Origin of the sequence: Actinophytocola sp. NPDC049390 (genome assembly GCF_044466355.1) — a bacterium.
Classification (GTDB): Bacteria; Actinomycetota; Actinomycetes; order Mycobacteriales; family Pseudonocardiaceae; genus Actinophytocola.
In genome coordinates, this window is the sequence record NZ_JBITMQ010000001.1 from 125252 (window position 1) to 149319 (window position 24068).

The window sequence follows — 24068 nt, forward strand, 5'->3', positions numbered from 1 at the left end:
GAGGAACCGAGAGATGACTCAAGCGCCGGTCCTCGGGGTCGTATCCCGCCCGTCCACGAGCACGATCGCGAGTACCGGGGTCGGTTCGCCGGGGGCGGCGGCCGCGGGTGGGCTCATGGTGGAGTTCCACGCGCTGGGTCCGATGGAGGCGGTGGTCGGCGACAGGCTGGTGGAGTTGGGCGCGCCCAAGCAGCGCGCACTGCTCGCGTTGCTGGTGAGCCGGGCGGGGCAGCCGGTGCCGGTCGACGTGCTGCTGGAAGCGTTGTGGGCCGGGCATCCGCCGCCGTCGGCGGTCACCTCGCTGCAGGCGTACGTGGCCAACCTGCGGCGTGTGCTGGAACCAGGACGGGCGCCGAGGAAACCGGCGACCGTGCTGCGCACCTGTCCCGGGGGCTACCTGCTGGACAGCCGGGTGGTGGACGTCGACGCCTGCCGGTTCGGCGAGCACGCGACGGCGGGATGGCAGGCCGCGGAGCGGGGCGATCCGCGGCGGGCGCTGAGCGAGTTCGAGGCGGCGTTGGCGTTGTGGCGGGGACCCGCCTACGCGGAGGTCGCGGACGCCCCGTGTGTCGCGCCCGAGGTGGCGCGGCTCGACGAGCTCCGATTATCCGTGGTCGAGGCCCGCTGCGGAGCACTGCTGGCCGTGGGTGCCCACGGGGTGGCGGTGGGCGAGCTGGAGGCCTTCATCCAGGCCAACCCGCTGCGTGAGTCCGGCTACGAGCTGCTGGGCCGGGCGCTGTACCAGTCCGGAAGACAGGCCGACGCGCTCGGTGTGCTGCGCACGATCAGGAAGCGGCTGGCCGACGAGTTGGGCATCGACCCGAAGCCGGCACTGCAACACCTCGAGCGCGAGATCCTGAACCAGGCGCCCGCCCTGGACTGGCACCCGGCCCCCGCCGTGCCCGCGCCCACCGAACCCACCGCACGGCCCGCCCCCGAGCCCGCGCTCCCGCCCGCCGCGGAGGTCTTCGTCGGTCGCGAGCAGGCGCTGCGGCAGCTGTCCGACGCGCTGGCCTCCGCGGCTGCCGGTCGGGGGCGGGTGGTGACGGTGTCCGGGGAGCCGGGGATCGGCAAGACAAGCCTGCTGCGGCGCTTCGCCACGCTGGTGGACGCCCCGGTGCTCTGGGGCACCTGCCCCGAGCACGTCTCCCCGTCCCCGATGTGGCTCTGGGAACAAGTGCTGCGCGCCGCGGGCCGGTGCTTCCCGCGGTGCCCGGTGCCCGCGCAGGTGGCCGAACTGCTCGCCGGGGGCGGTCGGGGGCTGGTGGACGGTGTGGACACCCCCGGTGCCACCCTCCGGCAGTTCGAGGCGATCGTCCGGTACCTGGCCGAAGTGTCGCCCGGCACGCCGCTGGTGGTGCTGCTCGACCACGTGCACCGGGCGGATCCGACCTCGCTGCGACTGCTGGCGCACCTGGCCGAGTGGGTGCCGGCGAGCAGGCTGCTGCTCGCCGTGTCCTACCGCTGCGGTGAGGAGCAGGGCCTGGCCGAGACACTGGCCGCCCTGGCCCGCGCCGGGATGACGCGGATCGAGCTGAACGGGCTGAACCTCCGGGAGACCCGGGCGCTGGCCGGTGCGCTCCTGCGCACGGAGGTCACCGAGAGCGCCGCGGAGGGCCTGCGGCGCCGCACCGACGGCAACACGTTCTTCCTGTGCGAGCTGGTCAAAGTGCTGACCTGTGAACAGCACCTCGCGCGACCCGACACCGCGCCGGTGCCGGTGCCGGTGCGCGACGTGGTGCTGCGACGGGTCGCCCGGCTACCCCGGACCGCGGCCGAGGTGCTGACGGTGGCCGCCGTCGCGGGCAGGCACTTCGCCATCGACGTCGTCGCCGAGGTCGCCGACGTCGACGGCGAGGCCGCGCTGGAGGTCATCGACAGCGCGATCGCGGCCGGCGTGGTGGTCGAGGACGAGCAGCGGCTGGGCTGGTTCCGCTTCGCCCACGCCCTGATCGCCGAGGTGTTGTACGAGAACACCGGGCGGCTGCGGCGGGTCCGCCTGCACCGGCGGATCGGTGCGGCGGCGGCCCGGGCGTGGGCGGGGAACGCGGACCTCGCCGCCGAGATCGCCCGGCACTGGTCGTTGGCCGCCGAACTCGACCCCACCGCCGCCGTCCACGCCGCGACGGCCGCCGCCGCCGCGGCCCGGGCCGCCGACGCCCGGCTCGCCCACGAGGACGCCGCCGCGCTGTGGCGGCAGGCCCTCGCGGCCGCCGAGCTGACCGGCGAGGACGCACTCGACCGCCACCCGCTGCTGGTCGGCCTGGCCACCTCACTGCGCCGCGCGGCCAGCCACCGGGAGGGGCGCCCCGTCCCCGACCAGGCGCCCGAGGAGACCCGCTCGTCGGCCGCCGTCGACGTCGGCCGGCGCTCGCCTGGCCGGCGCCGCGGGCACGGCCCTCGGCCGGCGGACCCGGTGCCCCGCCAGCCGGAGCGCGAACGGCACCCGGCTCGCCGGGGTCCCGCCGCTTGGGCTGCCCGGGGGGATCGAACCGGCGCGGCCGCGGACCCCGTCGTGGGCGGCGGTCGCCCGCCGCCGCGGGGCTGCCCTGGTGCGCAGGGCCGCGCCGCCCGGAGCCCGGCCGACGCCGCCGTCCGCCCACGGGCCTCGGTCCGCCCCGACCACAGCCACCGCGACCAGTACCCGCCGCCCGCCGCGGCCCGCGACGGCCCGCCCCGCCCTGTCCTGGACGCGCCGTCCAGGCCGCCACTCCACGGCTGAACCTCTGGTACCAACTCATGAAAGGGAGCAACCCCACATGTCCATGTCCACGGAGATCAACATCCCGGGTTACGCCCCGGGCACCTGGGTGATCGACACCGCCGACTCCGAGGTGTCCTTCCAGACCCGCCAGTTCGGCGTCGCCACGGCCCGCGGCACCTTCGACGAGTTCACCGGGACGATCGTGACCGCGGCGAACCCTCTCGACTCCTCGGTGACCGCGGTCGTCAGGACCGCGTCCGTGAACACCGCCAACGACCGCCGGGACAAGCACCTCCGCTCGGACGACTTCCTGGCCGTCGAGCGGTTTCCCACGATGACCTTCGTCTCGACGGGGGTGCGGGCGGACGGGGACACGTTCCTCGTCGAAGGTGACCTGACCATCCGCACCGTCACGAAGCGGGTGACGCTCACGGTGGTGCCCAACGGCTTCGACAGCCACGGGCGGGTGGCCGGGTTCACCGCGTACACCGAGATCAACCGCAAGGACTTCGGCGTGACCGGTGGGGCGTCGGGGTTCGTGGTCGGCAGCCGGATCAGGATCGCGCTCGAGATCACGGCGGGCAGGCAGGACTGACCGTGCACGTGTGAAGGGGAGGGGACCCGGCCGGGTCCCCTCCCCTTCACACGTGCACGGGTCCGTCAGCCGCCCGTGGCGATGGCCCCCGAGGCCGCCGCCAGCACCCCGCCCAACCAGGGGGAGTAGCGCTCCGGGCGCTCGATGACGTCCATGCGCAGCTCGTCCGCCGCGACCCAGCGGACGTCGGCCACCTCGGCCGGGTCCAGGCGCAGGCGTGCGTTCGTCGGCATCCGCCCGACCAGGACGTGGTCGTACTCGTGCTCGACGCGGGCGGTCCGCGGATCCTCGGCCCGGTACAGGTACGTGCCCGCCTCGTGCAGCGACACCCCCCGCACCCCGATCTCCTCGACCAGCCGCCCCGCCGCGGCGGCGAACACGGTCTGCCCGGGGGCGGGATGACCGCAGCACGCGTTGGCCCAGCGCAACGCGAACCGCGTCTTCACCGCGGCCCGCTGCTGGACCAGGATCCGGTCCTGGTCGTCCAGCAGCATCACCGAGAACGCCCGGTGCAGCCGGCCCGGCGCGGTGTGTGCCTCGGCGACCGTGCAGGAACCGGTCGCGACGCCGTCCGCGTCGACGAGTTCCACAAGCTGTGACTCCCGTGACTCCATGACGGGATCACCGTCCTTTCCCTGACAGTTCGGGATTTCTAGACGAGTTCCGCGGCCGCGTTGGCGAGCCGCATCCGGTCCAGGATGCGGGGCCGCCACTGGTAGTACGACTGGAGCTTGTAGTACTCCCCGTCGGGTGCCGACGAGACGGCGTAGACGAACTTGCGTTCGGTCGCGGCGGCCGTGCCCGCCGCGTACGGCGCGTGCCGCACGAACTTCTCGATCCTCGGGTCGAGCCGGACGGGAAGCGTCGCCGGGTCCGGGGTCATCACCGCGAAGGTGAGCCGTTCGATCTTCGCCGAGTCCCAGCTCAGGGTGGCGTAGACGCCGAACGCGCGCTCGCTGAGCCGCAACATCTGGTCGCTCGGCGGCGCCATCCCGATGTCGCGGAGCATCGCCGTGACCGCCTCCGTCGTCAGGCTCTCGGCAGGCGGCTCGCCGACGTAGACGTTCACCGTCCGGTGGCGGTAGTCGATGCCCACCAGGTTCGCCCGGTCGTCCAGGCCGTGACGGCGGAAGAAACCGGCGTTCTCGGCCAGGCCGCGCGGCATCGACGGGACGTCGGCGAGCGTGGACAGGTGTTGGAGTTCGTCCGGCGGGAAGAACACCCAGATCTTCTTGAACCCGCCGACGACGCCGAAGTCGATGCCGTAGGAGTCGACCGGGCAGCGCCCGCCGATCTCCGTGAGCAGGGCACCAACGGGGTGGTCGGTCGCGGCGGTGAAACCCTTCGACAGCGCCAGCGCGTAGGGGTCGACGTCCGGCCGCGTGGTGAAGCGGCAGTCCAGCTCGCCCGTGTGCCGGGAGCCGGTCGCCACCCGGAACGCGACCACGGCGTGCCCGATCGAGTCCCTGTAGGCGCTCAGGATGGGCCAGACCTTCTCGCGCGAGCAGGGCGCGTCCAGCAGTCGTGCCGACTCCTCGATGGCCGAGTAGAGATTTGTCAGATCAGCGTTCTCGGACATTCGTCCTCCTGGAGTTACCGGGCGAAGACCAGCGTGGCGGGCGATGGCGTGGACTGGAACGTGACGTCGGTGAAGCCGGCCTTGGTGAGCCAGCTCTGGTAGTCGGCGCGCCGCCAGGTGCCGCCGTGCCTGCTCTTGAGCAGCATCTCCGCGCCGAAGACCAGCGCGAAGGGCGGGCCGCCTCGGTCGTCGGTGACGACGTAGTCGTTGAGGACCAGCGTGCCGCCGGGCTTGAGGGCGTCACGCAGCCTGGCGAAGATCTCGATGTTGTCCTCCGGGCTCTCCTGGTGGGCGATGTGCGAGTACACCGCGACGTCGTAGGCGGCGGTGCCGAAGTCGGTGGTGTGGAAGTCGCCGTCGATACAGGTGAACCGGTCGGCCACGCCCTGGTCGGCCAGTCGCCGGGCGGCGATCGCGTTGATCGGCCGCCAGTCGAGCTGGGTCGCGCGGGCGGCGGGGTTGAGCTTGAGCCAGGTCGCCGAGTAGACGCCGGAGCCGCCGCCCACGTCGAGGATCGAGATCTCGCCCGCGTCCGCCAGCCGCAGCGTCTCGGCGGCGATGGCGGCCACCGGTGCCGACTGCGCGGCGATGGCCGTGACGAGCCGCTCCCAGTGGGGGTTGTCGGCCACCTCCACCACCGCGTTCGTCAGCGGCTCCCCGGCGCGCACCACGTCGGGCAGGTCCGACAGCGCGCCCATGTGGCCCATCTTGAGCCGCGCGAAGTCGCTCAGGCACTCGGGCCTGCCGTCGACGAGGTACGTGGCCGCGTCGGGGCTGTTGCGGTATCGGCCGTCGTGCGCCTCGACCAGGCCGAGGCTGACGAGCCCGTCGAGCAGGGTTCGCGCGCCCCGCTCGGAGATCCCCGCCCGGGCGGCCAGCAGGACTGCGGTGTCCGCGCCCGCCTCGAGATGGGTGAACACCGAGTGGCTCGCCGACGCACCGATGATGCCGGTCGCCCAGTAGCCGTTGATGAGCATCATGATCCGGTCGGACGTCGGTGGGGTCCCGTTCACGCCACACCTCCCGGTGCCTCGACGAGCGACGTGCCCCGCCGCGGTGTCCCCGCGTTGTCGCGCAGGGCCGCGCGCAGGGCGGCCACGACCCGATCGACCTGGTCCTCGCTGAGCTCGGCGTGCATCGGGATCGCGAGCTGACGCCGGAAGAGGTCCGCGGAGACCGGGCAGGTCTGCCGCGCCTCGTACACCGGCTGCACGTGGCACGCCCACGTGCCGTGGCCGCAACCGATGCCCTGTGCCCGCAGGTCCGCGGCGACACCGGCACGGTCCACCTCGGGCGCCAGCTTCACCACGTAGGACTGCCACGCGTGCGTGCGGTCCGCCGGCACGTGCGGCAACGTGAGGAGCTCCTCGCCCGCGAGCAGTTCCGCGTAGCGCGACGCGACCGCGCGCCTGCGGTCCAGCAGCTCGTCGACCCGGCCCAGCTGCACCTGGAGGATCGCGGCGGCGATGTCGGACAGCTTGTAGTTGTAGCCGATCTCGGTGAAGTCGGAGATCGGCAGGCCGACGACGCGCGCCTGGTCGAAGATGCTCTCGATGCCGAAGGACGCCTTCAGCCGCGCGCTCGCGGCGAGCGCCGGGTCGGCGGTGAGCAGCGCGCCGCCCTCCCCGCTGGTGATCCCTTTGCGGCCGTGGAAGGACAGGCACGCCACCGGCGCGAGCGCACCGGCCGGGCGGCCCCGGTAGGTCGCGCCGAGCGCACAGGCGGCGTCCTCGACGAGGAACAGCCCGTGGCGCTCGGTGATCGACGTCAGGTCCGCGTAGTCGGCGGGCAGCCCGACCGTGTCGACGGCGATCACCCCGACCGTGCGCGGACCGACGAGGTCCGCGACCGCCTCCGGGTCCACGGTGCCCGTGTCGGCGCGCACGTCGGCGAACACCGGGGTCGCGCCGACGTAGCGCACCGCGTGCGCGGGCGCCGGGAACGTGTAGTCGGCGACGATCACCTCGTCGCCCGGTCCGACGCCGAGCGCGAGCAGGGCCAGGTGCAGCGCGGCCCCGCAGTTGCTCAGCGCGACCGCGCCACCGGCGCCGTACCTGGCCGCCAGCTCCGCCTCGAGTGCCTTGCCGCGCGGGCCCTGTCCGGCGGGCCAGCCGGAGGCGAACACCTCCGCGACGGCTGCCAGCTCCTGGGTGCCCATGCTCGCGCGCACCAGGGGAATCGTGTCCACTGTGGTCACCTCCGGCTCGGCTGGAGTGGTGCCGGCCCGTAGCGGAGCGGCGTGATCTGGTTGACGTCGTAGCGGTCGCGCAGCCGCTGCACGGCCTCGGGGTCCACCGTCCCGCCGGCCGAGAAGATCTCGCACAGTTCGTCGAAGTACCGTTCGTGGTCGGGCGCGGGGGTGCTCTGGAACAGCATCCGCGTCGGCCGGTCGGTGGGGTTCGCGAACCCGTGCGGACAGCCGGGGGGCACGAACATGCAGCTGCCCGCGCCGGCCCGGACCGCCCGGTCACCACGCGGGGACTCCCAGTCCTGCCAGCGTTCTCCGGACCGGTCGGTGGGTTCGAACGCCAGGACCTCCAGCTCGCCGTCCAGTACGTAGAAGAACTCCTCGGAACGCGAGTGGGTGTGCGCGCCGACGTCGAACCCGGGCGGCACGATCACCTCGAAGCAGGAGGTCGAGGAGCCGTTGGCCCCCATGACCTTGAACGTGACCTCCTGCGCCTTGGTGATCAGCTTTCGGCCCTGTCCGGGCGGGACGATCACGCCGTCCATGTGGTTCCTCCCGTGGTGGCTCGTGCGAGGTCGCGCTGGAGGGCGGGTGTGGACGCGGCCTGCCCGACCCGGGTCCCGTTCCTCGCGGTGCCGCAGGTCCAGCTGCCCAGCGCCATCTCCGCGGTGATGCCAGGGCCGAAGCCGGCGATCACGCCGCTGGCACCCGGCGCGGGCATGCCTTCCTCGAAGAGCCTGCGCAGCGCGTCGAGCACGACCGCGCTGGCGATGTTGCCGTACTCGGCCAGCGTGGCTCTGCTGTGCCGGAACGCGTGCTGGTCGACGTCGAGGAACTTGCTCAGGTCGTCGAGGATCCGCGGCCCGCCCGCGTGGATGATGTAGAAGTCGAGGTTGCCGATGTCCCAGCCGTGGCGGGTGGCGAGGTCGCGCAGCACGGGGGCGAGCGGTTCCATGGTGCCGGGCACGCGGCGGTCGAGCCGGAAGTGGAAGCCGGTGGCGCGCACGGCGTAGGAGATCCAGTCCTCGGTGTGCGGGATGAGGTGGGAGGCGTTGCGTTCCAGCGCCATGCCGGTGCCGCCGCTGCCCCGGACCACGGCGGCCGCGACGGCGTCGCCGAACAACCCGTCGGACAGGAGCGACCCGACGCTGTCGTCGCCTGGCTGGTAGCACAGTGAGCAGAACTCGCAGGAGACGATCAGGACGTTACTGCCCGGGTAGGCCGTGCAGAAGTCGTGGGCGCGGTTGATCGCCGCACCCCCTGCCGCGCACCCGAGCTGCGCGATGGGAATCTGGCGGGTGTCCGGCCGGAAGCCCATCGTGTTGATCAGCCACGCGGTCGGTGACGGCATCAGGAAGCCGGTGCACGACACGTAGATGACCGCGTCGATGTCCCGCGCGTGGAGTTCGGCGTTCGCCAACGCCTGCTCGATCACGCGGGGGCACAGCTTCTTGGACTCGACCTCGTAGACGCGGTTGCGCTCCTCGAATCCCGGATGGCGCAGCGTCTTCTCCAGCGGTTGGACGACGCGCCGGGTCAACACCCCCGTGTTCTGGATCAGTCGTAGCGCGAGGGCCAGCTGCGGCTTCCCGGCATGGGCTTGTTCGGCGAACTCGAGAGTCTCCTCCATCGTGAGGACGTGCTCTGGGACGTTCACCGCGGGTTTGCATAATATTGGCATCTCTGAAGTCGGCCTTCTCTAGAGTCACCGCTGGTACGCGAAGGAACCCGTACGTCTCCCGTCGGCCAGGTGGCACACGGTGAAGTCCGCTGTGTGTCCGCTGTGTCACCGGTGTGACGCGCTCTGGGGCGGCTGTACGTTCCCAGTACCGTCGCCCACCCGGCTTGGTGCGGGCTTGGGGTCCGCTTGGCGCCCCGCCGCCAAGCCGCGGCACAGTCCCCGCCAAGTCCCGGCGCCGATGCTCGGACGATGACCCCACTCGACGAATGCGACCCCGTCCGTGCCGTGCCGAGGACGTCGTCCGGCAGACCGCACATTCCGGGCAGTGCACCGCCGGACGTGTCGCCCGCTGATCAGACCGATGTGGACGGTGGCCCCACGGGCGAGAGCGTGGGGGGCCACCGATGACGGAGACCGTGGTTCGTGGCTCGGCGCCCGGAGCCGTCACCGACGTCACCGACGCCGTGGACGCGGTGCTCGGGCAGTTCCTCGCCGAGCGCCGGGCGGAGGCCGAGGCGGTCGACGACGGCCTGGCGGCGGCGGTCGCCGACCTGGCGGGTTACGTGGCGCGCGGCGGTAAGCGCGTGCGTCCGTTGTTCGCGTGGCTCGGCTGGCTCGGCGCGGGCGGGGTGGAGTTCGGGCCCGCCGCTCCCGCCGTGGTGCGCACCTGCGCGGCACTGGAGCTGCTGCACGCGTCGGCGCTGATCCACGACGACATCATCGATGAGGCGCCCACGCGCCGCGGCCTGCCTGCCGCGCACGTGCAGTTCGCCGACCGGCACCGGGCGCGGCGGTGGTGCGGTGCGCCGGCGACCTTCGGGCAGGGCATGGCGATCCTGGTCGGCGACCTGGCGCTGGCGTGGGCCGACGACATGGTCCGCACGTCCGGTCTCCCCGCGGACGCGCAGGCCAGGCTCGAGCCGGTGTGGTCGGCGGTGCGCACGGAGGTGCTGTACGGGCAGCTGCTCGACCTGACCGCGCAGGCCGCCGGGACCGAGGACGTCGACGCCGCGCTGCGGGTCGACCGGTACAAGACCGCCTCGTACACCGTGGAACGGCCGTTGCACCTCGGCGCCGCGATCGCGGACGCCGACGCGGCGACGGTCGCGGCCTACCGGGCGTTCGGCACCGACGTCGGGATCGCCTTCCAGCTGCGGGACGACCTGCTCGACGTGTTCGGCGATCCGCTGGTGACCGGCAAGCCGTCCGGGGACGACATCCGGGAGGGCAAGCGCACCGTGCTGCTCGCGACGGCGCTCGACCTGGCCGCCGACGACGACCCCGCCGCCGCGCGGTTCCTGCGGTCGGTGATCGGCACCGACCTCTCCGCCGACCAGCTCGACCGGGTGCGCGCGATCCTCACCGCGACCGGCGCCGTGGACCGGGTGGAGCGGGACATCGTGTGCCGCACGGCCCGCGCGGTCGCCGCGCTCGAGGAAAGCGGCGTCACGGCCCCGGTCCGGGACCGGCTGACCGCGATGGCGGTCGCGGCGACCCAGCGGTCCAGGTGAGCGCGGACGCCGACTACGGGCGCCGACGCCGGCTGGACGACCAGCTGACATCCAGACGACCTTCAGGAGTTGGACCAATGACCCTGCCCCCCTCGGCCCACAGTGCGCCGATCCGGCGTGCCCGGCTCGCGCGGCCGCGCACCACCGACCGGACGGTCGGGATCGGGAGTGCCCACGGCAAGGCGATTCTGCTGGGTGAGCACGCCGTGGTGTACGGGGCGCCCGCGCTGGCCATCCCGGTACCCCAGTTGACGGCCACGGCGAGCGCGTCGCTGCTCGACCACCCGCCGTCGGACGTGGACGAGGTCGCGTTCACGTTGACCGGCCCCGGCTCGGCGCCGGTGGTGACACAGGCGACGGAGAGCCTGCGACGGCTGGTGGCCGGGTTCAAGGAGCTGACCGGTGTCACCGGCCGCCCCGCGATCGACCTGCTCGTCGACTGCGCGATCCCCGCGGGCCGCGGTCTCGGCTCCAGCGCGGCGTGCGCCAGGGCCGTCGTGCTCGCCCTCGCGAGCCTGTTCGACCGCCGGCTCGACGCCGGGATGGTGTACGACCTCGTGCAGACCTCCGAGGAGGTGGCACACGGCAGGGCGAGCGGGGTGGACGCCGCCGCCACGGGCGTGCCCCACTCCATCGTGTTCCAGGCCGGTTCGGCCCGGCCGCTGCGCATCTGCTTCGACGGTCTGTTCGTGATCGCGGACAGCGGTGTCGCCGGGCGCACCAAGGACGCCGTGGCGTCCCTGCGCAGGCGGTTCGAGCAGCGCCCCGGCACGCGGGAGGACTTCGTGAACCGGGTCTCGGCGCTGGCGGACGCCGCGGTCCGCGACCTCGGGAACAGCCGGATCAGCGACTTCGGCGCGCGGCTGACCGCCAACCACGAGTTGCTCGCCGACGCGGGACTGAGCACCGACCTGATCGACAACCTGGTCGAGACCGCGCTCGTCGCGGGCGGGCTCGGCGCCAAGATCAGCGGCGGCGGACTCGGTGGCTGCATGATCACGCTCGTGCGCGAGCCGCACCGCGCCCGGATCGTGGAGCAGCGGCTGCGTGCGGCGGGCGCGGTCGACACCTGGGTGGTGCCGGTGGGGAAGTTCGCCGACCATGGCCGGTGAGCACTCCGCGGAGCCGGTCGGGCTGCGCGAGCGGGACCGCAGGGGTCGCGCCGCGACCGCCGTCGCGCACCCCAACATCGCGCTGGTGAAGTACTGGGGCAAGCGCGACGCACGGCTCGTCCTGCCCCGCACCAGCAGCCTGTCCATGACGCTGGACATCGTCCCGACGACGACCACCGTCGCGCTGGCCCCGGGCATGGACGCCGACGTCGTCACGCTCGGCGGGGAGCCGCTGACCGGCGAACCCCTCCGGCGCGTCGTCGCGTTCCTCGACCTGGTGCGCGTCCTGGCCGGGCGCCGCGAGAGCGCGGTCGTGGACACCCGCAACGCCGTTCCCACCGGCGCGGGCCTCGCGTCCTCCGCGAGCGGGTTCGCCGCGCTGGCCGCCGCGAGCGCCGCGGCCTACGGCCTCGAACTCGACGCCACCGCGTTGTCCCGGCTGGCCCGCCGTGGGTCCGGGTCGGCCGCGCGGTCGGTCTTCGGCGGCTTCGCCGTGTGGCACGCGGGCGAGGGCGGCGGAGCCGAGGGAGACCGCACCTCGTACGCCGAACCGGCGGGAGCGCCGGACTTCGATCCCGCCCTGGTGCTCGCCGTGATCGACGCCGGACCGAAAGCCGTGTCCAGCCGGATCGCCATGCGGCACACCGTGGACACGTCACCGCTCTACCCGGCGTGGGCGGAGTCGAGCGCGGCCGACCTCGCCGGCATGCTGGCCGCCCTGCGCCGGGGCGACCTGACCGCGGTCGGGGAGATCGCGGAGCGCAACGCCTTCGGCATGCACGCGACGATGCTGGCGGCCCGGCCGGCGGTGCGGTACCTGGCGCCCGCGACGCTACAGGTGCTCGACGGCGTGCGCGCGCTGCGCGATGACGGCGTGCCCGCCTTCGCGACCATGGACGCCGGGCCGAACGTCAAGGTGCTCTGCCACCGCACGGACGCCGACCGGGTCGCGGAGGCGGTACGCGCCGCGGGCGGGTGCCCGGCCCTGGTCGCCGGGCCGGGGCCCGGTGTCCGCGTGACCGGGGGCGAGCCGTGACGCCGGCGAGGGCACCGGCGGACACCGGGACGGTCACCCGGCACGCGCCGGGCAAGCTGTTCGTGGCGGGCGAGTACGCGGTGGTCGAGCCGGGCAGGCCCGCGATCCTCGTGGCGGTCGACCGGACGGTGAGCGTCACGGTGGCGGCCACGACGGAGGACGCCGACGTCGTCGTGGTCTCCGACCTGTGCGCCGGCGGCGCGCGGCTGCGCCACCACGACGGCGCGCTGGCCGGCTGCGATCCCGCCAGCGAGCGCCTCGCCCGCGGCGGCCTGGCCCACGTCGTGTCGGCGCTCGAGGTGCTGACCCGGCTGTCGGCCGAGCGGCGCCTCGCCGTCCCCGCCATGCGGGTCTCGGTCACCAGCCGTCTCCACGAGGACGGCACCAAGCTGGGGCTCGGTTCCAGCGGCGCGGTCACCGTGGCCACGGTGACCGCGGTCGCCGCGTGGCTCCACCTTGGACTGTCCACTGAGGAACGATTCCGGCTCGGCATGCTGGCGACCGCGCGGCTCGACCCGAACGCGTCCGGCGGCGACCTCGCCGCGGGCACGTGGGGTGGCTGGCTCGCCTACCAGGCCCCTGACCGCGCGGCGGTGCTGGACCTGGCGCGCAGGCGCGGCGTCGGCGCGGCCCTCCGCGCACCGTGGCCGGGGTTCCGCGTGCGGCGGCTGCCCGAGCCCAGCGGCCTGGTGCTCGCGGTCGGCTGGACCGGAACCCCCGCCGCCACCGGCTCGCTGGTGTCCGGATTGGACAGGTGGCGGGGTGGCGCCGCGCACCGGGAGTTCCTCGACCGGTCCGGCGAGTGCGTGCGCGCCTTCGCGGACGCACTCGAGCGGGGCGACCACCACGAGCTGCCGCGGCACGTCCGCACCGCGCGGCGGCTGCTCACCGACCTGGACCGCGAGGCGCGGCTCGGGATCTTCACCGACCGGCTCACCGCGCTGTGCGACGCCGCCGAGGCCGTCGGTGGCGCGGCCAAACCGTCCGGCGCCGGCGGCGGTGACTGCGGCATCGCGCTGCTCGACGCCACGGCGGCGGCCCGGCTCGGTGAGCTGCGGGCACGGTGGGCCGCCGCCGGGGTGCGGCCGCTGTCGCTGAGCGTCGCGACGGCAGGGCACGGACGAAAGGAAGCAGGAGATGATCACTGACCGCCAGGACGACCACGTCCGGCCCTCCGCGGCCGGGGAGCACGCGGTCGCCGGGGTGCCGATGAGGTGGGTGGGACCGCTGCGCATCTCGGGGAACACCGCGACGTGCGAGACCCAGGTGCCGCTCGCCACCTACGAGACACCGCTGTGGCCGTCGGTGGGCCGGGGCGCGAAACTGTCGACGCTGACCGAGAACGGCATCGTGGCCACCCTCGTGGACGAGCGGATGACCCGCTCGGTGCTCGTCGAGGCGGCGGACGCGTCCACCGCGTACATGGCCGCGCTCCAGGTGGACGCGCGGTTCGCCGAGCTGCGGGAGGTCGTGCGCGGCTGCAGCAGGTTCGCCGAGCTGGTCGGTTTCCGGCACGAGATCGTGGCCAACCTGCTGTACCTCCGCTTCGAGTTCACCACCGGCGACGCGTCCGGGCACAACATGGCGACGCTCGCGGCCGACGCGCTGCTGCGGCACATCATCGCCACCATCCCGGGGACCTCGTACGGGTCGATCTCCGGCAACTACTGCACGGACAAGAAGGCCACCGCCGTCAACGGCATCCTCGGCCGGGGCAAGAACGTGGTGACCGAACTGCTGGTGCCCGCGGCCGTGGTCGCCGACCGGTTGCACACCACGGCCGCGAAGATCGCGGAGCTGAACGTGCGCAAGAACATGCTCGGCACCCTGCTGGCCGGCGGCATCCGCTCTGCCAACGCGCACTACGCGAACATGCTGCTGGCCTTCTACCTGGCGACCGGCCAGGACGCGGCCAACATCGTCGAGGGATCGCAGGGCGTGACCGTCGCCGAGGACCGCGACGGCGACCTCTACTTCTCCTGCACGCTGCCCAACCTGATCGTCGGCACGGTCGGCAACGGCAAGGGCCTCGGCTTCGTCGAGACCAACCTGGCGCGGCTGGGCTGCCGGGACGAACGGGAACCGGGCGCCAACGCCCGCAGGCTCGCCGTGATCGCCGCGGCGACCGTGTTGTGCGGCGAGCTGTCGCTGCTCGCCGCGCAGACCAACCCGGGCGAGCTCATGCGCGCCCACGTGAACCTGGAACGCAACAACGAGACCAAGAAGATCGGGGTGTAGCCATGTCCGCGGAGCTCGCCATCGGCATCCACGACCTGTCGTTCGCCACGACGGAGTTCGTACTGCCGCACACGACACTGGCAGCGCACAACGGTACCGAGATCGGCAAGTACCACGTGGGCATCGGCCTTCGCTCGATGAGCGTGCCCGCCGCCGACGAGGACATCGTCACGATGGGTGCCGCCGCCGCGAAGCCCGTCGTCGCCCGGCACGGCGGTGACCGGATCCGAACCGTGGTGCTGGCCACGGAGTCGTCCGTCGACCAGTCGAAGGCGGCGGGCATCTACGTCCACTCGCTGCTCGGGCTGCCGTCGTCGACCAGGGTCGTCGAGCTGAAGCAGGCCTGCTACGGCGGCACGGCCGCACTCCAGTTCGCCGTCGGCCTCGTCCGGCGGGACCCGTCGCAACGCGTCCTCGTGATCGCGAGCGACGTGTCGAAGTACGAGCTGGACAGCCCGGGCGAGCCGACCCAGGGCGCGGCGGCGGTGGCCATGCTCGTCGGCGCGGACCCCGCACTGCTGCGCATCGAGGAGCCGTCCGGCCTGTTCACCGCGGACATCATGGACTTCTGGCGGCCGAACTACCTGTCCACCGCGCTGGTCGACGGGCAGGACTCGGTCGCGGCGTACCTGCACGCGCTGGATGGCGCCTGGAAGGACTACACCGAGCAGGGCGGCCGCCGCCTCGACGAGTTCCGCGCGTTCTGCTACCACCAGCCCTTCCCGAAGATGGCCTACAAGGCGCACCGCCAGCTGCTGCGCAACGCGGGGCTGGACAGCGACGAGAGCCTTGTGGCCCACCACATCGGTGACACGACCGGCTACAACAGCGTCGTCGGCAACAGCTACACCGCGTCGATGTACCTCGGCCTGGCGTCGTTGCTGGAGAACGCGCAGGACGACCTGTCCGACCGGACCATCGGGCTGTTCAGCTACGGCTCGGGCAGCGTGGCGGAGTTCTACGCGGGGACGGTCGTGCCCGGCTACCGCGCCCACCTGCGCGTGCGGGAACACGACGAGGCGGTGACCCGCCGCCGCCCGATCGACTACGCGGGCTACCGCGCACTCCACCAGCTGTCCCTCCCCGAGGACGGCGGGGAACACGCGGTGGCCGCGCAGACCGGTGGCCCGTACCGGCTGGCCGCGCTGTCCGGCCACAAGCGCATCTACCGGCCGCGATAGCGCGCGGTGTCGGAATGGCCGGGCCCCGGCGCCGGTATGATCCGACCAGCGTCGTCGGGGGATGGGGAGGCCGTTGTCGTTCCAGTACTACCTGTACGTCAGTGACAGCAAGGTCGACATGCTGCTCGCGCAGATGGACCCGGCCTTCACGCGCCGGCGCACCACCGAGGTGAGCCTGAACCTGAAGCTGTTCGGCGGCAAGCGGGCCACGGAGGCACCCGCGGGCGGCGAGCGCACGGCGAAGCTGCGGCGGGTGGTCCGCTACCTGGAAGAGCACGGCGATCTCGGCACGGTCGACGAGCCCGGCCAGTTCTTCTGGGGCCTGCTGCCGATGTGCTGGGGACCGTTCCCCGCCGAGCCGACGCTCGCGTACTTCGGTGGCAGCACCGGGCGGACCGTCGTCGGGCTCGGCGGGTCCGGGCACCACATCCTCGGCGGTGGCCCCGCGCCCGTCGGCCAGACGCGGTCGGTGCTGCCGTCGATGCTGGCCGGCCTGCGCGCGGACCCGGAGATCGGCGCGCTGACCGAGGCGATCAAGCACGAGGACGACGGGGCGCACAAGGGTGCGCTGGCCGCGGTGCAGCGGGCCACCGAAGCCATGCCGGGACCGGAGCAGAACCTCGAGTTCGTCGCCAAGCGGCTGCTGGACGGGCCCAGCCCCACGGCCGATGGCGGGCACGTCGTGCTCGGCACCCCGCTGTACGTGGCCCTGGTCGACTAGATGTGGTCCCCGGGGGACGTCGTGCTCGGGGTGTACGAGGTCCGTGACGTCGTCACCACCGGCGGCATGGGCCTGGTGTACCGCGTGTGGCACCGCCAGTGGGGCATGGAGCTCGCGGTCAAGACGCCGCGCCAGGAACTGGTCGCGTCCGCGGCCGACGCCGAACGGTTCGAAGCCGAGGCGGAAACCTGGGTCGGGCTCGGCGCGCACCCGCACGTCGTCAGCTGCGCCTACGTCCGCCGCGTCGACGGCACGCCCCGGGTGTTCGCCGAATGGGTCGGCGGGGGCAGCCTGGCCGAGGCCGTCCGCGACCGCGCGCTCTACGCAGGCGGTCACCGCCCGGCCCTGCGCCGGATCCTCGACCTGGCGATCCAGACCGCGTGGGGCCTCGGGCACGCGCACCAGCGCGGGGTGGTGCACCAGGACGTCAAGCCCGCCAACGTCATGCTCGAACCCGGCGGCGCGGCGAAGGTGACGGACTTCGGTCTCGCCAACCTCACCGGCGGAGGGGGCCTGACGCCGGAGTACTGCTCGCCCGAACAGGCCCGGGGCGAGCGGCTCGGCCCGGCGACGGACGTCTGGTCGTGGGCGGTGAGCGTGTTCGAGATGTTCGCGGGCGGGCCGCCCGCGATGTTCGGGCACGCGGCGGCGGGCGTGTTCGCCCGGTTCCTCGAAGCCGCGCCCGCCGACCCGGTCCTCCCGCCGGTGCCCGCGGACGTCGCCGACCTGCTGCGACGCTGCTTCGCCGAGGACCCCGCGGCCCGTCCGGCCGGCTTCGACGAGCTCGTCGACGAGCTGGCGGAGCTCTACCGCACCGCGACCTTCGAGCCGTACCCGCGGCAGCGGCCGGACGAAGCGCCGCTGCTCGCCGACGCGCTGTCCAACCGCGCGCTCTCCCTGCTGGACCTCGGGCACCCCGAGCAGGCGGACGACCTCTGGGAAGCGGCGCTGCGCGCCGACCCGCACCACCCGCACGCGACCTACAACCGCGGGCTGCGCCGGTGGCGGGCCGGGGTACAGACCGACCGGCAACTGGTCGCCGAGCTGGACGCGGTGCGGCTGACCGCGGACGGCGACCGGACCGCCGACCACCTGATCGCCGCCGTCCACGTCGAGCGCGGGGACAAGGATGCGGCGCTGCGCCTGCTCGGCGACCTACCGGACGGCCCGGACACCGCGGCCGCCCGCGCCCTGCCGGACCGGCAGGTCACCGAGCGGCCCGGCCCGGTCTACACCGACCGGGCGCACCCGATCGCGCTGAGCGCCGACGGGCGGGTGGCCGCGGTGACGTTCCGAGAACGGCAGACCGAGGTCTGGTCGCTGGCCGACGGGCGGGTGCGGTGCGGCCTGACCGGCCACGAGCACCGCCTGCGTTCGCAATCCCTGAGCACCGACGGCCGCGTGCTTGCCTCCTCCGACCAGAGCGGGCAGGTGCGGGTGTGGGACACGACGACGGGGGAGTGCACCCGCGCCGCGGCGGTTCCGGGTGGGGTGGAGGCCGTCGCGGTCAGCCCCGACGGGACCGTGGTGGCCACCGTCGCCGGCGACGGATCGGTGCGGGTGCTCGGTGACGCCGTGGAGGTGATCCGCGCCGGATCCCCTGAGTCCCAGTACGGCCGCGGCTGGGCGATCGCGGTCACCGCCGACAACGAGCGCGTCGTCGTGTTCGACGGCTTCACGTGGACGTTGCGGGTCCTGACCCGCACCGGCGAGGAGCTGTGGCGGGTGGACGGCCTGCGGCACAGCTGCGCCATCAGTCCCTCCGCCCGGTACGCGCTTTCGGCCACGCACGACAACAAGATGGCACTGCTGGACCTGACGACGTTCGACGTCACGGTCCTGGGCAGCGCCCGGCTGTGGAACAACGGTTTCGGCTGGCTCGCGGTCGGCGACGACGGCCGGACCGCGGTGAACACCTTCGACGTCCTGCTCCAGAGCTGGCGGCTCGACGAGGGCCGGTGCACCTTCACCACGACCGTCCACTCCCGCGATCCGATGGACGTCGCCGTGGACGCAGCCGGCAGCACGGCGCTGGTTCTCCTCGGCAGCCGCACCCCGCGCACGGTGCACACCACGGCCGTCGTCCACGTGCCCGAGCCGGGGCCCGCCGCGCCGTGGAGCTACGCCCGCCCGCAGCCGACCGACCGCATCGCCGGGGACGCGCTGGTCGCCGAGGAAAACCTCGAGCTGGCCGCCGACTTCCTCGAAACCGGCCGCGTCGCCGACGCCCAGCGGCAGCTGGAGATCGTGCGCGCACTGCCCGCCTACCGGCGGCACCCGCGGCTGCGGAAGTTGTGGCGGCGGGTCGGCGCGGTCGGCGCGCGGACCGCGTTCGCCGGTGTCTGGCCGTCCCGCCGCTTCGATGCCGTGCTGCACGGTTCCTCGGCGCTCACGCGGGACGGGCGCTACGCCTTCGCGAACTTCTTCGGCCGGGAGGCCCGGATCATCGACCTGCGCACCGGCGACGTGGTGGTGTCACGGGACCGGCACGAGGTGGACTCCGAATTCGCGACCGCCTGCGCCGACGACCGCCATGTCCTCACGCGCGACGCCGATGGCGCCGAGGTGCTGTGGCACCTCCGGACGGCCAGGCAAGCCGGTGTGATCGTGCGGGACGAGGCGGGACATCCCGTGTTCAGGGACGAGAACCCCGCTTTCGAGTTCTGGCGCCGAAGCGGACTCAGCCTCCTGCGCAACCGGGCGACCCGCCGACCGGTGCACGGGTGGTCGGCGCACGAGGACGAGTGGGTGGTGCTGTTCGGCGACGTCGCCGTCCTGGTCCGAGGCGAACGCGCCTTCGTGTTCGATACCGGGGACTTCGGGCTCGTGCGGGAGACACGCGTCTTCGCGGAGGCGGGGAAGGTCGCGGCGAGCACCGACGGCCGCGTGCTCGCCGCCGCGCCGGGCTTCGTGGACAGCAGCGGGCAGATCGTGCTTTCGGTGGCGGGGTCGGCCGAAACCGTGGCCGAGGTGGCCGACGACCGGGTGGTGTCCCTGGCGTTGTCGGCGGATGGCGACCTCCTGCTCACGGCGTCGCCGCGGCTGCTGCGCCTGTGGCACCTGCCGAGCGACAGCCTGGTCACCGAGGTCGAATGCCGCCAGGACGTCATCGACGTCGAGCTGTCCGCCGACGGCTCCACCGTGGCGGCCATCCTGGGCCACCACGACGTCCAGTGCTGGGAGCTGGACTGGGACTACCGCGTGTAGCCGTTGCGCCGCGTCACATCGCCGGTGCGCTCGCAGGCGGCGTGCGCGGGTTTCCTCAGTGCGGTTCGATCCAGTGGCGCACCCGGTGGAACGGGTAGCCGGGCAGTGAGACGCGGTTGCCGGGGAGGTCGGGGGCCGGGCCGCCCGTCAGCCAGGTGCGGGCGGCCTCCCGCAGCGGGGCGGGGCCGTCCAGTTCTGGCACGCGGTTCTCACTGAACTCGGTCAGGGCGGCGATCGTGTCGTCGATGTCCCGGCAGGTGAGCGCCGCTCGCCGCGGGAGAGCCCGGCGGCCGGTGGCCAGGGTGTGCGCGGTGTCCCGCACTGTCACGTGCCCCTCGCGCAGGTGGGTGGCCAGACGGCGGGCGAGGTCGGTCAGCGCGCGGTCGTCGGCGGCGGAGAGGGCGAGGACTGTCCAATCCGGACCGGCGGTGGACGGGGGCCGCTGGGCTGCCTGCTCGACCAGCACGTGGGCGTTGGTGCCGCCGAGGCCGAACGAGCTCACCCCGGCCCGTCGCGGCCCCGTCCAGTCCCGCGCGGTGCTCAGCACCTCGAAGGGCCCGGCGGCCAGGTTGACCTCCGGGTGGCCACGGGTGAAGTGCGGCGTCGGCGGCAACACCCCGTCGCGCACCGCGAGCACCGTCTTCACCAGGCCCACCACACCGGCGGCGGCGTCGAGGTTGCCCAGGTTCGCCTTCACCGACCCGAGCACCCACGCACCGGCGCGCGGGACGCCGCCCGCGAAGGCCCGCCGCAACGCGTCGACCTCGATCGCGTCGCCGACCGGGGTGCCGCTGCCGTGGGCCTCGACGTAGCCGAGGTCGGCCGGGGCCCAGCCCGTCGCGGCCAGCGCTTCGGCCACCACGGCCGCCTGACCGCTCACCCCCGGCAGCAGCAACCCGGCACGCGCGGCGCCGTCGTTGTTGACCGCCCAGCCCGGCAGCACCGCGTGCACCCGGTCCCCGTCGGCGTGTGCGTCGGCGAGTCGTTTGAGGACCACCGCGCCCGCGCCGTTGCCGAACACCTGTCCGGTCCCCTCGGCGTCGAACGGCCGGCACACCCCGTCCACGGCGAGGGTGCCGCCGACGCGGTGCCGGTAACCCGCCTGCCGCGTCGACACGACCGCCGCCCCGCCGGCGACCGCGACGTCGCACCGGTAGTCGAGCAGGCTCTGCGCGGCCTGGCACACCGCGACCAGGGACGACGAACACGCCGTCCGCACGGCGACCGCCGGGCCCGTGAGCCCCAGCGCGTAGGCGACCCTCGTCGGCAGGTAGTCGCACGTGCCGCCGACGAGCAGGTCGTCCCAGTCCTCGGCGAGCGTCCCGGCCGGTCGCAGTGCCGGGTTGCCGAGCAGGTGGTGGCGCAGGTACCGGTTGGTGGCGCAGCCCGCGAACACGCCGATCTGCGCCTCGGAGCGAGCCGGGTCGCACCCCGCGTCCTCCAGCGCCCACCAGGCCACCTCCAGGAACAGCCGGTGCTGCGGGTCGAGCAGCGCCGCCTCCGCCGACGGGTAGCCGAAGAGGTCGGCGTCGAAGCCCTCCAGGTCGTCCAGCACACCGAACGCGGGCACCCACGACGGGTCGTCGGCCGGGCCACCGGCGGCGGCCACGTCCTTGGGCGAGAGGCGGCGCACCGAGTCCACACCGGCGACCACGTTCCGCCACAGCCGCGCCACGTCGTCCGCGCCCGGCACCCGGCACGCCAGGCCGACCACGGCGATCCCGTCGGCGGTCGCGTCGTCGCTCATCGTCTGGCCTCTCGCCGCCTGCGCATCCGGTCCGCGGCCCTGCGCACCGCGTGTTCGGTGTGCTCGGTGTCTGCCGGGGCGCCGCGCAGGTACGCGGCCAGGCCGGCCACCGTCGGGTGTTCGAACAGTCGCGTCATCGGCACCTCGGTGCCCAGCGCGGTCCGCAGCCGCCGCTGCACGACGGCGAGCTGCAGCGAGTGCCCGCCCAGTTCGACGAAGCTCACGTCCCGCGGCACCGCCCGCAGACCGAGCACCGCGCACCAGATCCCGGCCACCACGCGCTCCAGCTCGTCGGCCGTACCGTCCACTGTGGACCCCGCGGTGGGGGTCCCCGGCACGGGCAGCGCTTCGGCGTCCAGCTTGCCGGTCGCGGTCATCGGCAACGCGGGCACGACGACCACGGCTCTGGGCAGCATGAAGTCCGGCAGCACGGCGGCGAGCCGCGTGCGCACCGCGGTGACGTCCACGTCCCGGCCCGGCGCCGGAACCACGTAGCCGATGATCTCGCGCTCGTCCGCGGCAGTGGGTCGTGCCACCACCGCCGCCTGTCCCACGCCGGGCAACGCGGCCAGCCGCGCCTCGACCTCACCCAGTTCGACCCGGAACCCGCGGATCTTCACCAGCCGGTCGGTGCGGCCGAGGAAGACGAGTCGTCCGTCCGGTTGCCGGGTCGCCAGGTCGCCGGTGCGGTAGGCCCGCGTTCCCCGGTGCTCGACGAACCGGGCCTCGGTGAGCTCCGGCCTGCGCCAGTAGCCCGGCGCCACGTGCGCGCTGCGGGCCAGCACCTCGCCACGCAGGCAGGCGGGCCGCCCGGCCGGGCTCACGAGCACCACCTCGATGCCGGACATCGGGTGGCCGACCGGGACCACCGCCTGTCCGGGCCGCTCGTCCGGCCCGATGTGGTTCTGCGCGACGAAGCTGACCTCGGTGGTGCCGTAGCCGTTGACGAACACCACGTCCGGTGCGAAGTGCCGCCGTGCCAGCGCGACGTCGTGCGCGGTGACCTCCTCGCCGCCCAGCAGCACCGCGCGGACGTTCGGCAGTCTGCCGGCGTCGCCGAGCCCGGCGACCAGGTACCGGTACACCGTGGGCGTCGAGTGGTAGACGCTGACCCGGTGTCTGTCCAGTGTGGACGTCAGGTGGTCCAGGCCGGTGTTCCTGATGTCCACCGGCACCGCGGCCGCGCCGGCGAGCAGCGCGCCGAACGTGTCGGTGACGGCCATGTCGAAGCCGAAGGAGGTGACCACGCTGGTCCGGTCCGCCGGGGTGATGCCGAAGTTGCGGACGTGGTTGGCGATCCCGAACAGCACGTTGCGGTGGCTCTGCACCACACCCTTCGGCCTGCCGGTGGACCCCGACGTGTAGAGCAGGTAGGCGATGTCGTCCGGCTCGGCCGGGCCGGCGAGCCCGGTCAGGTCCGCGTCCCCCGGCTGTCCGATGTGGACCACGGGCAGATCGCGTCCCGCGTCGGCGAGCACCCCGGCGGCCAGCCCCTCGTGTTCGGCGTCGACGAGCAGCACCTCCGCGTCGCTGTCGAGCAGGATGTCGGCCAGCCGGGCGCGCGGGTAGGTCGGATCCAGCGGCACGTACGACTTGCCCGCGGCCAGCGCGGCCAGCAGCGCGGTCACCGTCGCCGCCCCGTGCCCGCACAGCAGCGCGGCCGCCCCGCCCGGGGTCAGGGCCGCCGCCGTGCGCGCCACCGCGGTGGCCAGCTCCCGGTAGGTGAGGCACGCGTCGTCGGCCAGCACGGCGGGCCGGGCCGGATGCTCGGCGACCTGTGCGGCGAACGCCGCCGGGATCGACCGGTGCGCGGCGATCCGGTCGGCCAGGAGCACCGCGTCCGGGTGCGGGTCCGCGACCACCGGCCGGGTTCGCTCGTACGCGCAGACCGGCAGCAGGTCGGCGGTCGACCGGGCCGGGTCGGCGGCCAGCTCGGCGAACAACCCGGCGAGGTCGGCGTGCAGCGGCTCGGTCAGCCCGGCCGGACAGTCCGGCACGGACACCGTCCACATCGGACCGGACACGTCCAGTGCGCACCGCACCACCCCGGACAGCGGCAGCCCCGGGTCCGCGGGGGGCAGCGGCCCGGTCACGGACCGGACCCGTGGCGGCACGTCGGCGAACGGCCGGTCCTCGGTCAGGTCCACCGCCACGGTGCCGCCCGTCCAGGACAGCACCTGCTCCGCCGTGCCGGTGTACCGGCGCAGCAGCAGCGCGACGGCCGCGAGCACGACCCGTTCCCGGCCCGCACCCGCCACGTCCGCCAGCGCGTCCAGCTCCGCGACGTCGTCGACGACGACCTCCGGCACGTCAGCCTCCATGAGCGACACCCGGTGGCCCCGGTACTCGCCGAGCCCGCGCCACGTCGCGGTGGCGGCCCCGAGGAAACTCCCGGACGTCGTCGGTCAGCTCGGGCAGCGCGAACGCGGGTGCGAACCCGGGTGTGCCCGGGGCGTCCGCCGGTTCCGCGCCACACCCCGCCGCGGCGGCCGCGATGGTGTCGTAGTAGTCCACGATCAGGTTCCGGATGATCGCGCCGGTGTCGGTGGGCGGTGCGAGCATGGTGCG

At 73.7% G+C, this 24068-nt stretch carries 19 protein-coding genes; 10 read left to right on the plus strand and 9 right to left on the minus strand.

All coding sequences use genetic code 11. The annotated features are described in order from the left end of the window. Window positions 1-13 precede the first annotated feature (13 nt). Both ACIBVP_RS00555 and ACIBVP_RS00560 read left to right on the plus strand, forming a co-directional pair. Window positions 14-2722 carry a BTAD domain-containing putative transcriptional regulator gene (locus ACIBVP_RS00555; RefSeq protein ID WP_396103791.1) on the plus strand — a complete coding sequence of 903 codons (2709 nt, stop codon included), beginning with the start codon at window positions 14-16 and terminating at the stop codon, window positions 2720-2722. Window positions 2723-2759: 37 nt separating this feature from the next. Next, on the plus strand, window positions 2760-3299 hold the full coding sequence (locus ACIBVP_RS00560) for a YceI family protein (RefSeq protein ID WP_396103792.1): 540 nt from the start codon (window positions 2760-2762) through the stop codon (window positions 3297-3299). A 65-nt stretch (window positions 3300-3364) separates the two neighbouring features. On the opposite strand, the gene idi is transcribed toward ACIBVP_RS00560, so the two are convergent. The 6 genes from idi to ACIBVP_RS00590 are packed head-to-tail and all read right to left on the minus strand — an operon-like array spanning window position 3365 to window position 8723. After that, window positions 3365-3913 carry an isopentenyl-diphosphate Delta-isomerase gene (gene idi, locus ACIBVP_RS00565; protein ID WP_396103793.1) on the minus strand — a complete coding sequence of 183 codons (549 nt, stop codon included), beginning with the start codon at window positions 3911-3913 and terminating at the stop codon, window positions 3365-3367. A 38-nt stretch (window positions 3914-3951) separates the two neighbouring features. Further along, entirely contained in the window at window positions 3952-4878 is a 927-nt protein-coding gene (locus ACIBVP_RS00570; protein WP_396103794.1) for an aromatic prenyltransferase, read from the minus strand. Window positions 4879-4892: 14 nt separating this feature from the next. Then, window positions 4893-5891, minus strand: a complete 999-nt coding sequence (locus tag ACIBVP_RS00575) for a methyltransferase (protein WP_396103795.1) — start codon at window positions 5889-5891, stop codon at window positions 4893-4895. Continuing rightward, window positions 5888-7036: a DegT/DnrJ/EryC1/StrS family aminotransferase gene (locus tag ACIBVP_RS00580; protein WP_396104898.1), complete on the minus strand. Its 1149-nt coding sequence runs from the start codon at window positions 7034-7036 to the stop codon at window positions 5888-5890. Before ACIBVP_RS00580 ends, ACIBVP_RS00575 begins: the two co-directional genes overlap by 4 nt. A gap of 35 nt (window positions 7037-7071) precedes the next feature. Beyond that, complete coding sequence (locus ACIBVP_RS00585; protein WP_396103796.1) at window positions 7072-7611, minus strand: cupin domain-containing protein; 540 nt, start codon at window positions 7609-7611, stop codon at window positions 7072-7074. Further along, a complete protein-coding gene (locus tag ACIBVP_RS00590; RefSeq protein WP_396103797.1) occupies window positions 7599-8723 on the minus strand; it encodes a type III polyketide synthase in 1125 nt (374 codons plus the stop codon). Before ACIBVP_RS00590 ends, ACIBVP_RS00585 begins: the two co-directional genes overlap by 13 nt. Window positions 8724-9151: 428 nt before the next feature. Here ACIBVP_RS00590 and ACIBVP_RS00595 point away from each other — a divergent pair, with 428 nt between their 5' ends. The 8 genes from ACIBVP_RS00595 to ACIBVP_RS00630 all read left to right on the plus strand — a co-directional run bounded on the left by ACIBVP_RS00595 (window position 9152) and on the right by ACIBVP_RS00630 (window position 19753). Continuing rightward, on the plus strand, window positions 9152-10258 hold the full coding sequence (locus ACIBVP_RS00595) for a polyprenyl synthetase family protein (protein ID WP_396103798.1): 1107 nt from the start codon (window positions 9152-9154) through the stop codon (window positions 10256-10258). Between the two features lie 77 nt (window positions 10259-10335). Continuing rightward, window positions 10336-11370, plus strand: coding sequence for a mevalonate kinase (gene mvk / locus ACIBVP_RS00600; RefSeq protein ID WP_396103799.1), 1035 nt, complete (start codon window positions 10336-10338; stop codon window positions 11368-11370). After that, window positions 11360-12406 carry a diphosphomevalonate decarboxylase gene (gene mvaD / locus ACIBVP_RS00605; RefSeq protein ID WP_396103800.1) on the plus strand — a complete coding sequence of 349 codons (1047 nt, stop codon included), beginning with the start codon at window positions 11360-11362 and terminating at the stop codon, window positions 12404-12406. The genes mvk and mvaD overlap by 11 nt, the downstream gene beginning before the upstream one ends. Continuing rightward, window positions 12403-13554, plus strand: a complete 1152-nt coding sequence (locus tag ACIBVP_RS00610) for a phosphomevalonate kinase (protein WP_396103802.1) — start codon at window positions 12403-12405, stop codon at window positions 13552-13554. Before mvaD ends, ACIBVP_RS00610 begins: the two co-directional genes overlap by 4 nt. Then, complete coding sequence (locus ACIBVP_RS00615; protein WP_396103803.1) at window positions 13544-14644, plus strand: 3-hydroxy-3-methylglutaryl-CoA reductase; 1101 nt, start codon at window positions 13544-13546, stop codon at window positions 14642-14644. The genes ACIBVP_RS00610 and ACIBVP_RS00615 overlap by 11 nt, the downstream gene beginning before the upstream one ends. Before the next feature lie 2 nt (window positions 14645-14646). Further along, window positions 14647-15825 (plus strand): hydroxymethylglutaryl-CoA synthase, encoded by a 1179-nt coding sequence (locus ACIBVP_RS00620; RefSeq protein WP_396103804.1) that lies wholly within the window; start codon window positions 14647-14649, stop codon window positions 15823-15825. A gap of 61 nt (window positions 15826-15886) precedes the next feature. Continuing rightward, window positions 15887-16546 (plus strand): DUF7019 family protein, encoded by a 660-nt coding sequence (locus ACIBVP_RS00625; protein ID WP_396103805.1) that lies wholly within the window; start codon window positions 15887-15889, stop codon window positions 16544-16546. Then, window positions 16547-19753 carry a protein kinase gene (locus tag ACIBVP_RS00630; RefSeq protein ID WP_396103806.1) on the plus strand — a complete coding sequence of 1069 codons (3207 nt, stop codon included), beginning with the start codon at window positions 16547-16549 and terminating at the stop codon, window positions 19751-19753. 55 nt (window positions 19754-19808) lie between these two features. Here the strand turns inward: ACIBVP_RS00630 and ACIBVP_RS00635 are convergent, their stop codons facing one another. From ACIBVP_RS00635 to ACIBVP_RS00645, 3 genes are read right to left on the minus strand one after another with little or no spacing between them, the layout of a single operon-like run. After that, on the minus strand, window positions 19809-21500 hold the full coding sequence (locus ACIBVP_RS00635; RefSeq protein WP_396103807.1) for a beta-ketoacyl synthase N-terminal-like domain-containing protein: 1692 nt from the start codon (window positions 21498-21500) through the stop codon (window positions 19809-19811). After that, complete coding sequence (locus tag ACIBVP_RS00640; RefSeq protein WP_396103808.1) at window positions 21497-23821, minus strand: amino acid adenylation domain-containing protein; 2325 nt, start codon at window positions 23819-23821, stop codon at window positions 21497-21499. Before ACIBVP_RS00640 ends, ACIBVP_RS00635 begins: the two co-directional genes overlap by 4 nt. Further along, complete coding sequence (locus tag ACIBVP_RS00645) at window positions 23811-24062, minus strand: DUF6002 family protein (protein ID WP_396103809.1); 252 nt, start codon at window positions 24060-24062, stop codon at window positions 23811-23813. Before ACIBVP_RS00645 ends, ACIBVP_RS00640 begins: the two co-directional genes overlap by 11 nt. Window positions 24063-24068 lie beyond the last annotated feature (6 nt).